13 protein-coding genes are annotated in these 13,173 nt (G+C 67.4%); 8 read left to right on the top strand and 5 right to left on the bottom strand.

Annotated elements, in window-relative coordinates; translation table 11 throughout:
- Window positions 1-253 (bottom strand): aldehyde dehydrogenase family protein (locus ASJ79_RS07155; RefSeq protein ID WP_156448315.1); only part of this gene is annotated, 253 nt, incomplete at its 3' end.
- Between the two features lie 129 nt (window positions 254-382).
- Between ASJ79_RS07155 and ASJ79_RS07150 the strand changes: the two genes are divergently transcribed.
- Entirely contained in the window at window positions 383-1,999 is a 1,617-nt protein-coding gene (locus ASJ79_RS07150) for a PucR family transcriptional regulator (RefSeq protein WP_067954031.1), read from the top strand.
- Here the strand turns inward: ASJ79_RS07150 and ASJ79_RS07145 are convergent, their stop codons facing one another.
- Window positions 2,000-3,358, bottom strand: a complete 1,359-nt coding sequence (locus tag ASJ79_RS07145) for an APC family permease (RefSeq protein ID WP_231750760.1) — start codon at window positions 3,356-3,358, stop codon at window positions 2,000-2,002.
- Between the two features lie 68 nt (window positions 3,359-3,426).
- Window positions 3,427-4,542, bottom strand: a complete 1,116-nt coding sequence (locus tag ASJ79_RS07140; RefSeq protein WP_067954029.1) for a P1 family peptidase — start codon at window positions 4,540-4,542, stop codon at window positions 3,427-3,429.
- A 127-nt stretch (window positions 4,543-4,669) separates the two neighbouring features.
- On the opposite strand from ASJ79_RS07140, the gene ASJ79_RS07135 reads away from it, so the two are divergent.
- Window positions 4,670-5,281, top strand: coding sequence for a TetR/AcrR family transcriptional regulator (locus tag ASJ79_RS07135; protein WP_067954028.1), 612 nt, complete (start codon window positions 4,670-4,672; stop codon window positions 5,279-5,281).
- 58 nt (window positions 5,282-5,339) lie between these two features.
- Here the strand turns inward: ASJ79_RS07135 and ASJ79_RS07130 are convergent, their stop codons facing one another.
- Together ASJ79_RS07130 and ASJ79_RS07125 are read right to left on the bottom strand one after the other, a co-directional pair.
- Window positions 5,340-5,789, bottom strand: a complete 450-nt coding sequence (locus tag ASJ79_RS07130) for a hypothetical protein (RefSeq protein ID WP_067954027.1) — start codon at window positions 5,787-5,789, stop codon at window positions 5,340-5,342.
- A gap of 42 nt (window positions 5,790-5,831) precedes the next feature.
- Entirely contained in the window at window positions 5,832-6,662 is an 831-nt protein-coding gene (locus tag ASJ79_RS07125; protein ID WP_156448314.1) for an SDR family NAD(P)-dependent oxidoreductase, read from the bottom strand.
- A 198-nt stretch (window positions 6,663-6,860) separates the two neighbouring features.
- Here ASJ79_RS07125 and ASJ79_RS07120 point away from each other — a divergent pair, with 198 nt between their 5' ends.
- The 6 genes from ASJ79_RS07120 to ASJ79_RS07095 are packed head-to-tail and all read left to right on the top strand — an operon-like array spanning window position 6,861 to window position 13,082.
- Entirely contained in the window at window positions 6,861-7,673 is an 813-nt protein-coding gene (locus tag ASJ79_RS07120) for an ABC transporter permease (RefSeq protein ID WP_067954025.1), read from the top strand.
- Window positions 7,674-7,682: 9 nt separating this feature from the next.
- Complete coding sequence (locus tag ASJ79_RS07115; protein ID WP_067954024.1) at window positions 7,683-8,531, top strand: ABC transporter permease; 849 nt, start codon at window positions 7,683-7,685, stop codon at window positions 8,529-8,531.
- Between the two features lie 12 nt (window positions 8,532-8,543).
- Window positions 8,544-9,737 carry an MCE family protein gene (locus ASJ79_RS07110; RefSeq protein WP_067954023.1) on the top strand — a complete coding sequence of 398 codons (1,194 nt, stop codon included), beginning with the start codon at window positions 8,544-8,546 and terminating at the stop codon, window positions 9,735-9,737.
- Complete coding sequence (locus tag ASJ79_RS07105; RefSeq protein WP_067954022.1) at window positions 9,734-10,765, top strand: MCE family protein; 1,032 nt, start codon at window positions 9,734-9,736, stop codon at window positions 10,763-10,765. Before ASJ79_RS07110 ends, ASJ79_RS07105 begins: the two co-directional genes overlap by 4 nt.
- Complete coding sequence (locus ASJ79_RS07100; RefSeq protein ID WP_067954021.1) at window positions 10,765-11,847, top strand: MCE family protein; 1,083 nt, start codon at window positions 10,765-10,767, stop codon at window positions 11,845-11,847. The genes ASJ79_RS07105 and ASJ79_RS07100 overlap by 1 nt, the downstream gene beginning before the upstream one ends.
- Window positions 11,844-13,082 carry an MCE family protein gene (locus ASJ79_RS07095; protein WP_369803618.1) on the top strand — a complete coding sequence of 413 codons (1,239 nt, stop codon included), beginning with the start codon at window positions 11,844-11,846 and terminating at the stop codon, window positions 13,080-13,082. Before ASJ79_RS07100 ends, ASJ79_RS07095 begins: the two co-directional genes overlap by 4 nt.
- Window positions 13,083-13,173: the final 91 nt, after the last annotated feature.

The following is a 13,173-nucleotide window of genomic DNA, read 5'->3' as shown; positions in this document are numbered from 1 at the left end:
CCAGCTCGCCCTTGCGGTCGTTGAGTAGTTCGCGGAACCGGAACAGCACCTGGGTGCGCTTGGACAGTGAGGTGTCCCGCCAGGCCGGGAACGCCGCGGCGGCGGCCGCGATCACCGTCTGCGCGTCAGCCACCGAGGCCAACGCGACCTGACCGGTCACCACACCGGTGGCCGGATTGGTCACCGGCGCCGTCGCGCCACCCCCACCGACAAACACCTCATTATCAACCCAATGCGAAATGGTCGTCGTCATGAATGGCTCCTTCTCCGGTGCGCGGTCTGCCGGGCGTGTACAGGCGGTTGCCTCCAGTGTGGTGGCGGCCGACGCCGAGAAGACGTTGCAGTTCGTAACGAGATCGCGCACGGGGATTACACTGTGTAAATGGCGGTCACGGTGGGCGAAGTGGTCGAGCTGCCGGTCGTACAGCGCGGTTCCCCGGAAATCCTCAGTGCGTGCCGCTGGTCGGACCCGGTGCGGTGGCTGCACGTCGGCGGGGTGGCCGACCTGTCGACGCTGCTGCAGGGCGGTGAGCTCGTACTGACCACCGGCGCCGGGCTGGGGCGCACCCCGCGCCGCTATCTGCAGGGCCTCGCGGACGCCGGTGCCCTCGGAGTCGTCGTCGAGCTGGGGGCCACGTCGACGCCGTTTCCCGGGTCGCTGACGACCCTGGCGAAGAAACTCGATCTCACGCTCGTCGTGCTGCACCGGCAGATCCGGTTCGTCGACGTGACCGAGATCGTGCACCGCCGCATCGTGGCCGAGCAGTATGAGGAAGTCGCCTTCGACCGGCGGGTACACGAGGCGTTCACCGAACTCAGTATGAAGCGCGCCTCCGTGGCCGCGATCGTCGACGCGGCCGCACGCATTCTCGACCTGCCGGTCGTGCTGGAGGATCTCGCTCATCAGGCGATCGCCGTGTCGGCCCGAGGCGCCAGAACCGCCACGCTGCTTGACGATTGGGAGAACCGGTCACGGCGCAGCCGGACACCGGACGGCGGCCCCGAGCAGTGGGCGCTCACCGCGGTCGGGCCACGCGGCGAAGAGTGGGGCCGGCTGATCGTGCCCCTCGCCGCGGGCAGCAGGCCGCGGGTGACGATGGTGCTCGAGCGGGCGTCGGCCGCGCTGGCCCTCAACCGTATGGTCGAAAGGAACAACACCGGTCTTCACCAGCAGGCGCAGAGCGGCTTGATCGACGACGTCCTGCAGGGCCGGGTGGCAGACGAACGGGAAGCCGCCGCCCGCGCGCACGCGCTCGGGCTGCGGAAGGCGACGCGCTACTTCCCGGTGGTCGTGCGCGTCGAGCGGACCGGGACGGCGACCGATCCGCTTGTGGCGCAACGACGCAACATCTCCTTGCTCGATGCCGTGGCCCACACCGTCAACGGTGCGGGCCACACCGGCGTGTTCGCCGGCCGCCGCGACGGGGAGATCGCGGCGTTGCTCGCGGTGAACACCACGCGCGGCGGGCCAGACCGGGCTCTGGCCGACGTCGGTGAACGGTTGCGCAACGATCTGCGCCGCGTCGACGGGGTGACGCGTTCGGTGTGCGCCGTGGGCACACCGGAAGCCGACGTCACCGACGCCATCCGCGGTCTGGCGGAAGCGGGGCACGTCGCGGAGGTGGCGCTGGCGATGCGGGACAGCGCGCGACCGTACTTCCGGGCGTCCGACGTCCGGTTGCGCGGGCTGATGACGTTGCTGCGCGACGATCCGCGCGTCCAGCGGTTCGCCGAGACCGAACTCAAACCCCTGCTGGATTCCGGCGCGGCCGCCGATGTCCACGTGCTCCGCGAATATCTCGGCCTGGCGGGTAACAAAGCGGCGCTGGCCGCGCGGCTGCACATGAGCAGACCCGCCCTCTACAAACGGTTGGCGGCCATCGAACATGCGCTGGGCGTCGACCTCGACGACGCCGAATCGATGACCTCGCTGGCGGTGGCGCTGATGGTGCTCGATGCGCGGCAGCGTATCGAGCCCGACAGCCTGACCGGCAGCTGATCAGATCGTGGGCGTCGAGGACAGCGACCGCGAAGGTCGCCAGGCCAGGAACCCGACGACCAGTCCCACGAACGGGATCGCGGCCAAGATGGTGCTCAGCGTCGTGCTGCCGCCGGTGACCAACGTGAAGTTCGACAACACCAGCCACAGGCTGGCGAGCAGGCCGGCCACCGCCAGCGCCGGAGCGATCCGCGTCGTCCAGAGCCCACCCGACACACCGTCGCGCCGGCGTACGAAGAAGACCAGCACGGCGATCGACGTGGTGAGCATCAGCGTCACCATGCCCACCGTCGCGACACCGGCCATCGAGCCGAAAACCCCGACCAGTGGGTCGATTCCGAGGACCGCCAGCACCGCGATGATGACCGCGGCGGTGACCGTCTGCACCACCGACGAGAACGCCGGCGACTTGTGGCTGTCGTGCACCTTCGCCAGCCGCGCCGGCAGCAGGCCCTTGCCGGCCAGCACGAATTGATAGCGCGCGATCACGTTGTGGAACGACAACACGCACGCGAACAGACTGGTCAGCAACAACACGTTCACAATGTCGCGGCCGACCGCACCCAACATGTCGCCGGTGGTGTCCAGCAGCATGTTGCCTTCTCCGTCGAGGGTCCGCTGCGCCACCGCGCCGACCTGATCGGGACCGATGGCGACGACGAACGCCCACACCGTGATGGCGTAGAAGGCGCCGATGAGGATGACCGCGGCATAGGTGGCGCGCGGGATGGTGCGCTCCGGGTCACGGGCCTCGTCGCGGAACACCGCCGTGGACTCGAACCCGATGAACCCGGTGAGTGCGAACAGGATCGCGATGCCGATGGTGCCGCTGGTGAACACGGCCGGATCGAAGGAGGCCAAGGTGACGCCGGCCGGGCCGGGGTTGGCGACGATCACGGCGTCCAGCACCACGACGACGCCGATCTCCAGGGCCAGCGCCACCCCGAGCACCTTGGCGCTGAGCTCGATGTGGCGGTAGCCGAGCACCGCGACGATCGCCAGCACGGCGAACGAGTAGACCGGCCACGGGATCACGGGGCCGTCGTAGTACATCACGGTGTCACCGATGGCCCAGCCGATGTAGCCGTAGATCCCGACCTGGATCGCGGTGTAGGCGATCAGCGCGACGACCGCGATGCCCTTACCCATCCGTTCACCCAGACCGACCGTCACATACGAGAAGAACGCGCCGGCCTCGGGCACATACGGCGTCATCGTCACGAAACCGACGCTGAACACCAGCAGCACCAACGCGGCGATCACGAACCCCATCGGGGCGCCCGCGCCGTTGCCGAGCCCCATCGCCAGCGGCATGTTGCCGCCGATCACGGTGAGCGGGGCGGCCGCCGCGACGACCATGAACACGATGCCGACGGGGCCGAGGTGTCCGGTCAGGCGCCGTCCCTCGCTTCTGGTGGGTGCAGTGGTCACGAGATCTCCTGGGGTGAAAGGGTATTGGTACGCAACGCGTGCTGCAGCAGGTCGTGATCGAGCGCGTGCGCGGTGAAGCCGTTGCGCCCGGTCATCGTGGTGGCGGCGACCATCGCGTTGACGATGGCCTCCTCGGTGGCCTCGATCGTCAGATCGAACAACCGGGTCATCAACTGGGGGGCGACCATCCGGACCGCCACTTCGGGCCGGGAGGCGGCGGGGTCCTCGTCCCATGCGTACGGCGGGATGCCGCGATTGCCGGTGGAGAACGCCAACATCAGGTCGCCGCTGTACTGTTCGCCGGTTCCCCCGAGTCGACTCACCGCGAGTGCCGCCCGCTGGGCCAGCCGGGTGCACTGATGGGGGAGCAGCGGCGCGTCGGTGGCGACGATGACGATGATGGAGCCCGAACCGGGTTCGTACCGCGCGGGCAGGTCGGGCAGTGGCACCTGCGACGGCCCGATGAGTTCGCCGACGGGTACGCCGTTGATCCGGAGCCGTTCCCGGCGGCCATGATTGGCCTGGACGAGCACGCCGACCGTGTACGGGCCACCCGCTGTCTCGGTGACGCGCGACGAGGTGCCGATTCCGCCTTTGAAGCCGTGGCAGATCATGCCGGTGCCGCCTCCGACGTTGCCCTCGGCCGGCGGTGCGTCCGAGGCGTGGTCCAGCGCGGCCCGCACATGCTCCGGCCGCACGTGGAAGCCGTTGATGTCGTTGAGCAGGCCGTCGTAGGTCTCGCCGACGACGGGCAGCGACCAGTACAGGCCGTCCCCGCGGGCCCGGACCTGTGCCGCCACCAGCTCGTCGCGGACCACGCCGACGCTGTGGGTGTTGGTGAGCCCGATCGCGGTGGTGAGCTCGCCCGACTCGCGGATCCATTCCAGGCCGGTCAGTTCACCGCTGCCGTTGAGGCGGTGCGAGCCGGCGAACACCGGTTCGGTCCAGATGTCGTCGTGCGGGACGACGACGGTGACGCCGGTGTGGACGGCCGGGGGGCCGTCGGCGTCGAGGGTGGTGTGCCCGACCCGCACGCCGGCGACGTCGGTGATCGCGTTGGCCGGTCCGGTGGGATGCTCCCCGATCACCACGTCGAGGTCTCTGGCACGCACTGGTTCCGCTCGTTCCCTGGTAGTTTTTTTCCTAAGTGGAAAAGAACTATGCGCCCGTACGGTCCGGGGCGCAAGCGGAACGGCAGAATAAGTTGGATCGACACCCAGCAGAGGGAGGTGACACGGCATGGCGCGGCCGAGTCGGCAGGTGGAACGGCGGGGCGACATCATGGATGCCGCGATCGCGCTCATCGAGCGCCACGACCTGGCCACCCTCAAGCTCGCCGACGTGGCCGCCGAGCTCGGGCTGACGACCAACGCGATCCGCTACTACTTCAAGGACATGTCGGAGCTGTTGTCGGAGCTGGCGCTGCGCTCGGACGTCCGCTTCTATGACGAGCGGCTGCGACTCGGCGCCGAGGCCGGGGATCCGCCCGCGCAACTGGCGCTGACCATCGCCGCCGGTCTGCCGACCGGGCCCGAGGACGCGGAGTGGCGGGCCATCTGGCGGGCCGTGCTGGCCGCCGGCTTCGAACTCGACCGGCGCGGCGACGTGCAGGGCATCTACCACCGTCAGGTCGGCCTCTACGCCGACCTGTTGGGCGCCGGCGCGGAGTCCGGGTGGTTCGACCTGAGGTATCCCGCCGGTGACATCGCCATGACGCTGATGTCCATGGAGGACTATTTCGGATACCGCATCGTCGCCCGGGACCCCGAGGTGAGCCGGGCGACTGCGCTGAGACTCATGCGCCAGTACGCCGAGTTGGTCACCGGCGCAACGCTTCCCGAGACGGTGTAGGGCGCCTGTCGGGGGCAGGCGCGGCGCTGAGGAGCGTGGCGGGAATCGCCGGGCGAGACTAGAGGCGGACCAGCGTGAACGGGTAGGTGAACGCCCCGCCCGGCGCGCCGTCGCACCCCGTGGCGAACGAGGACGTCAACGTGCCCTGCAGGGTGGCCGCGTCCCAGTCGTAGACATCACGGGTGGGGATGATGGGACCGTAATACACGTTCCCGCAACGGAGGCCGTCGGGAACGTCCACCGTCAGCGTGTATCTGCCGTCGGCGAGGCGGGCATCCCCGCTGTACTCGAAGGCCTTCGCGATCGGCATCGGTGTCGCCTTGATGTGTGCGCAGTCGGGAGCAGCCGGGATGCAGTAGGTCACCGCCCAGGTCCAGGTGTGAAAGTCATAGCGGCCCTGGATGTTCAGCGAGTAGTTCGCGAAGAACGGCGCGGCGTGGGCCGGCACGGCCGTCGCGATCGACGCGGCGACCAGCATCGCGGCTCCACCGAATTGACCGATTCTCATGGTTGCATCTCCGTAGTTGGACGATCCGTGCGGCGACTGCGACTACATGTGGGACCCGCCGTCGATCCTGACCTCGGTGCCGGTGATGAAGTACGCGTCGTTGCTGCCCAGCATCGCCACCACGCCGGCCACCGCATCCGGTGCCGCGAAGATCGCGCCACCGTCCAGGGGCAGCATCGGTGCGACCTTGCCGAACAACGTGAAGTCGGCGTCCTCGGGAAGGCCGGGCCCGACGCTCTGTCGTGAAGCGCCGGTGCCATCGGTCATCCCGGACGAGATCGAGCCCGGCTGAACACAATTGAACCGGATACCGGCCTTGGCGAACTCGAGCGCCCACGCGTGTGTCATCGACAGCACCCCACCCTTGGACGCGGCATAGGCGGCCATGTAGGGGTGGGCGAAATGCGCAGAGGTGGAGCTGAAGTTGACCACCGCGGGACCGCTTCCCTTGTGCAGCGCCGCGATCGACTCCCTGGTCACCAGGAACGTCCCGATCAGGTTGATACGCAGGACCTGTTCGAAGTCGGCCAGCGTGGTCTGCGCGAGGTGCGACGAACGCAGGATCCCGGCGGCGTTGACGAGCGTGTCCAGGCCGCCCAACGTCGTGAGCGCTTCGGCCACCCCGTCGGACACCGACCCCTCGTCACCGACGTCCATCACGACCGTGGACAACCGGCCCTCGGGCTCACCTGCCTTCTGCACGGTGTCGGCGAGCCCGTCGGCGCTGATGTCGGCGGCCACCACCGTGCCGCCCTCGGCGAGGATGCGCAGCACGCAGGCCTGTCCGATTCCCGAACCACCGCCGGTGACGAGCACCCGTCGATCGGCGTACCGCACGAGGTGAGACGACGACCCTGCCGGGGTAGTGGGCATGACGCAACTCCTGTCCGTTCGATCCGTTCGGTGTCGAGTGTGGCACCGGGCTGTCCAAGTTCACGTGTGATCGCAGCGGTCCGCGCGGCGCTTCCCGGTGGATGGGACGGGGTGTGTCCCAGGTCATCACCAACTGTCACCGTGTGTGTCGCCGCTGTGGCGGTGTCAGTCAGGCTTCGAAGAAGGGTTCGGCGGCACATGGTGAACAAGGCCGCGGACCGCTGGTCTCTCGGACTACCAGCGTTGGGCGCCGGTGTATCGGGTCCGATGCAGGGCGTCGGAGGGTTGCTGTCGATGTCCGCCGACGCGGTGAAGTTCCTGTTTCGGCGCCCGTTCCAGGGCGGCGAGTTCCTGCTGCAAGCATGGTTCGTGGCTCGGGTGTCTCTGATGCCGACGCTGCTCGTCGCGATCCCGTTCACGGTCCTGGTCAGCTTCACTCTGAACATCCTGTTGCGAGAACTCGGAGCAGCCGACCTGTCCGGGGCCGGCGCCGCGTTCGGTGCCGTCACCCAGGTCGGCCCGATGGTCACGGTGCTCATCGTCGCCGGGGCGGGGGCGACAGCGATGTGCGCCGACCTCGGCTCACGAACCATCCGCGAGGAGATCGACGCGCTGGAGGTGTTGGGCATCAACCCGGTGCAGCGACTGGTCACTCCCCGCATGCTGGCCTCGGGTCTGGTGGCCCTGCTGCTCAACAGCCTCGTCGTGATCATCGGAATCCTTGGCGGCTACGTCTTCTCGATCTTCATCCAGGGCGTCAACCCGGGTGCCTTCGCCGCGGGTATCACACTGCTCACCGGGGTGCCCGAGGTGATCATCTCCTGTGTCAAAGCGGCGCTGTTCGGCCTGATCGCCGGCCTCGTGGCGTGTTACCGGGGGCTGAGCATCAGCGGCGGCGGCGCGAAAGCGGTGGGCAACGCGGTCAACGAGACGGTGGTGTACGCCTTCATGGCTCTGTTCGTCGTCAACGTCGTCGTCACGGCGATCGGCATCCAGATGACGGCGGGTTAGGGAGCGGCTATGACGGCGATACGCGCACTGCACCCGCGACTGGCCCGCCAGGTCGGCCGGCCGGTCGACACCCTGGGACGGATCGGCGACCACACCTCGTTCTACGGGCGGGCCCTGGCCGGGGTCCCGCACGCGGCCGTGCACTACCGACGGGAGATCGTGCGCCTCGTCGCCGAGATCAGCATGGGCGCAGGGACTCTGGCGATGATCGGCGGAACGGTCGTCATCGTCGGATTCCTGACCCTGGCTGCCGGCGGCACCCTGGCGGTGCAGGGATACAGCTCCCTCGGCGACATCGGCATCGAAGCGCTGACCGGCTTCCTCGCCGCCTTCATCAACGTCAGGATCTCGGCGCCCGTGGTGGCCGGCATCGGACTGGCCGCGACCTTCGGTGCCGGCGTCACCGCCCAACTGGGCGCCATGCGTATCAACGAGGAGATCGACGCGCTGGAAACGATGGGGATCCGTCCCGTCGAGTACCTGGTGAGCACCCGCATCATCGCCGGCATGATCGCGATCACCCCGTTGTACTCGATCGCGGTGATCCTGTCGTTCGCCGCGAGCAAGCTGACCACCGTGGTGCTGTTCGGGCAGTCGGCTGGTTTGTACAACCACTACTTCACCACTTTCCTCAACCCGAAGGATCTGCTGTGGTCCTTCCTCCAGGCGGTCCTGATGGCGATGGCGGTCCTGTTGGTGCACACCTACTTCGGCTACTTCGCCGGTGGCGGCCCGTCGGGTGTGGGCGTCGCCGTCGGCAACGCCGTGCGGACATCGCTGATCGTCGTGATCTCGGTGACGCTTCTGGTGTCACTGGCGGTCTACGGCGCCAACGGCAACTTCAACCTGTCGGGTTAGCGGGGGCGACTGATGGCAGTGAACCAACGGTCCAGACGGCCCTTGATCGGTCTCGCGACCGTGCTGGCGGTGGCAGCGGTGATCGCCGTCGCGGTGGGCCTGTTCCGCGGCAGCTTCACCAGCACGATTCCCGTCACCGTGCTGTCGCACCGGGCCGGCCTGGTGATGAACGCCGACGCCAAAGTGAAATTGCATGGTGCGCAGGTGGGTTCGGTGCAGTCCATCGAGACGCTCCCGGACGGCCGGGCGGCGATCCACTTGGCGATGGACCCGTCATACCTGGACCTCATCCCTTCCGATGTCCGGGTCGACATCGCCTCGTCGACGGTGTTCGGATCCAAGTACGTCGAACTGGTGCCGCCGGCCGACCCCTCGGTGCAGCCGCTGCGGGCCGGTCAGATACTCAACGCCGATCACGTCACCGTGGAGATCAACACGGTGTTCGAGCAGCTGTCCTCGGTGCTGGCGAAGATCGAGCCGGCCAAACTGAATCAGACCCTGGGTGCGCTGGCGACCGCCGTGGACGGGCGCGGCGATCAGATCGGGCAGGCGATGGTCGACTTCGACGCGTTCCTGGCCAAGATCGAGCCGAGCCTGCCCGCCATGGAACACGAGCTCTCGGTCGCCCCCGCGGTCATCGGCACGTACGCCGACGTGGCACCGGAACTGGTCGACACCATCGAAGCCGCCACCACCGTCAGCCAGACCATCGTCGACGAACAGCACAACCTCGACACACTGCTGGTCAGTGTCATCGGGCTGTCCGACACCGGTAACGAGGTGGTGGGCGGCAATCGCCAGGCAATCACCGGCGTGATGGATCTGCTCGTTCCCACCACCGACCTGCTCAACGAATACCACCAGGCCCTCAACTGTGGCCTGGGCGGCGCCGTGCAGCTGGCCAAGGCGCCCGGTACGCCGGTGCCCGGCGGCCTGCTGCTGCAGACCATCGTGCTCGGACAGGAGCGCTACCGCTACCCGCAGAACCTGCCGAAGGTGGCGGCCAAGGGTGGCCCGCAGTGCACGGATCTGCCGAAGGTCGGCTTCCAGAAGCACCCGCCGTTCGTGATCACCGATGTCAACGCCAATCCGGCCCAATACGGGAATCAGGGCATCGTGCTGAATTCCGACGGACTCAAGCAGATGTTGTTCGGACCGATCGACGGGCCGCCGCGCAACAGCGCACAGATCGGACACCCGGGATGACGAGCGTGGGCAGGGCTGCGACGAAGTTCGCGGCGTTCGGATCGACGATGGTGCTGCTGACCGTCGGGCTCTTCGTGATCTTCGGTGAGTACCGGTCAGGATCGGCGAACAGGTACTCGGCCGTGTTCACCGACTCCTCCAGTCTGGAGCGCGGAGATTCGGTGCGGGCAGCCGGAATCCGGATCGGGACGGTACGAGCGGTCGCACTGCAGGACGACGGCACCGTGGTGGTGGACTTCGACGCCGACGACAACGTCAGGCTCACCGAGAGCACCAAAGTGGCGGTGCGCTACCTGAACCTGGTCGGCGATCGCTACCTCGAGCTCCTCGACCAACCCGGCTCGGCGAAGATCCAGCCGCCCGGTTCCCGGATCGGTGTGCAGCGCACCGAGCCGGCACTGAACCTCGACCTCCTGCTCGGGGGCCTCAAACCCGTCATCCAGGGGTTGAATCCGGACGACGTCAACGGTCTGACCGGCTCCCTGATCCAGATCCTGCAGGGTCAGGGCGGAAATTTGGAGTCGTTGTTCAGCCGGACGTCGTCGTTCACCAACGCGCTGGCCGACAACGGCCAGACCGTGGAACGGCTGATCGACACCCTCAACGACACCATCACCACCGTCGCCGAGGACGGCGAGAACTTCTCGGCAGCCATCGATCAACTCGAACAGCTGGCCACGGGGCTGGCGCAGGACCGCGATCCGATCGGCGAAGCCATCACCGCGCTGGACGACGGCACCGCGTCACTGGCGGGGCTGTTGACCGAGGCGCGGCCGCCGCTGGCCGGCACGGTCGATGAGCTGAACCGCCTCGCGCCACTTTTGTCGAACGAAACCGACTTGGCCCGCTTGGATCTCGCGTTGCAGAAGACGCCGCAGAACTACCGTAAGTTGGTGCGGCTGGGTTCGTACGGAAGCTGGTTGAACCTTTACATCTGCGGGGTGTCGATCCGGGTCACCGACCTGCAGGGCCGCACCGCGCACTTCCCGTGGGTCATTCAGAACACCGGAAGGTGCGGTGAACCCTGATGCAGAAATACCGTGGCTCTTCCCTCGTCCGAGCCGGTTTCCTCGGCGTCGTGCTCATCGCGCTCGTCATCGTCGTGGGTCTGCAGCCCCAGCAGCTCTGGGCGATGGCGACGTCGGTGCGCTACCAGGCGGTGTTCGCCGAGGCCGGCGGCCTGACGGCCGGCAACGACGTGAAGGTCTCCGGAGTGACCGTGGGTTCGGTCTCCGATGTCGAACTCGCCCGCGGCACGGCCCTGGTCACCTTCTCCGTCGACGGCACGGTGCGCATGGGCACCGACACCACCGCCGGCATCGGTATCGCGACCGTGCTGGGCGAACGGGTACTGGTACTCGAACCGTCGGGAAGTGAGAGCCTCGGCTCGATGGGCGTCATACCCCTGACCCGCACCGGCTCGCCGTACTCGCTGACCGACGCGGTGGGTGAGTTCACCTCGAACACCGCGGCCACCGACACAGCCGCGATCAACCAGTCACTGGACACGCTGTCCGACACCATCGAACGCATCGCCCCGCAACTGGGGCCGACCTTCGACGGGGTGAGCCGTCTGTCGAAGTCGCTGAACAGTCGCAACGAGTCGCTCAGCGCTCTGCTTGACGCGGCGTCCGACGTCACCGGTGTGCTCTCCGAACGCAGCGCCCAGGTCAACTCGTTGCTGCTCAACGCCAACGACCTGCTGGCCGTGCTGCAGGAACGCCGGTACGCGATCGTCAACCTGCTCGCGAGCACCACCGCCGTGGCGCGGCAACTTTCCGGGATGGTCGCCGACAACGAGCAGGAACTCGCACCCACGCTGGAGAAACTCAACACGGTCTCCGAGATGCTCGAACGCAACCGTGACAACATCACCGCCTCGTTAGAGGGGCTGGCCAAGTATCAGGTCACGCAGGGCGAGGCCGTGAACAACGGCTTCTTCTACAACGGTTTCGCGTCGAATCTGCTGCCGGGGCCGGCGATCCAGCCGTTCCTGGACTACGCACTCGGCTTCCGGCGGGGCGTGAACGCCGGACAACCTCCGGACAATGCCGGGCCGAGAGCTGAGTTCCCGTGGCCCTACAACGGTATTCCCGGAGGCTCACGATGACCATCACAGCGAAGACTGCGCCGTGGATGAGGGCATCACTGCTGGCCGCACTGGTCGTGCTGACGGTGGCAGGCTCGGGGTTTCTCGTCTACCGACACTTTTTCAGCCCCTACACCGTCGTCGCCTACTTCCGTTCGGCCACAGCGATCTACGCGGGCGATGAGGTGCGGGTCGCCGGCGTTCGGGTGGGCACCATCGAGTCCATCGAGCCGCAGGGCACCCGTGCCAAGATGACCTTGGCGATCGACCACGATGTGCCGATCCCTGCGGACGCCGAGGCGATCATCGTGGCGCCCAACCTGGTGTCGGCCCGCTACGTCCAGTTGACCCCGGCGTGGGGTGCGACACCGGAGACCAGCGGGCCGACGATGGCCGACGGTGCCGAGATCGGGCAGGACCGCACCGCGGTGCCGGTGGAGTGGGACGAGATCAAAGAACAGCTCACCCGCCTGGCCACCGAACTCGGACCGCGCAGCGGCATCTCCGAAACGTCGTTGGGGCGGTTCATCGACACCACCGCCGGCGCCATGGCCGGAAACGGGGACAAGCTGCGCGAGACCATCACCCAACTCTCGGGTGTGGGGCGCATTCTCGGCGAGGGCAGCGGCGACATCGTCGAGGTCATCACCCACCTCCAGACGTTCGTCACCGCGTTGCGCGACAGCAACATTCAGATCGTGCAGTTCCAGGACCGGCTGGCCGACGTCACCAGTGTCGTGGACGGCAGCCGCTCCGACCTCGATTCTGCGATCACCACGTTGTCGGAGGCCGTCGGGGAGGTGCGTCGGTTCATCGAGGGCTCGCGGGACCAAACCGTGGAGCAGGTGCAGCGGCTGGCCAATGTGACGCAGGTGCTGGCCGACGACAGCATGGTGCTCAAGAACATCCTGCATGCCGCGCCGAACGCACTTGTCAACGGCTACAACATCTACAACCCGGACACCGGCGGTCCGCGCGGCTCGTTCGCGATGAACAACTTCGCCAACCCGGTCACGCTGATCTGCTCGGCGATCGCCGCGGTGGAGAACGTCACCGCGGAAGAATCCGGCAAGGCGTGCGCGGAGTACCTCGGGCCCGCACTGCGTCTGATGAACTTCAACTATCTTCCGTTGCCGTTCAACGCCTATCTGGGTCCCGCCCCGCAGAACGTGGTGTACTCCGAGCCGGGCCTGGCGCCGGGCGGCGGTGGGACCCCGCCCGCGCCGGCTGAGACACCGCCGGTGTCCGGGTTGTAGATGTTGTAGCCGTTGACAAGTGCGTTCGGCGCGGCATGCAGGATGTTCTTGAGCACCATGCTGTCGTCGGCCAGCACCTGCGTCACATTGG

This window comes from Mycobacterium sp. NAZ190054, assembly GCF_001545925.1.
GTDB lineage: Bacteria > Actinomycetota > Actinomycetes > Mycobacteriales > Mycobacteriaceae > Mycobacterium.
Note: the sequence above shows the minus strand (reverse complement) of the source record. Positions and strands in the feature narration are given on the sequence as shown.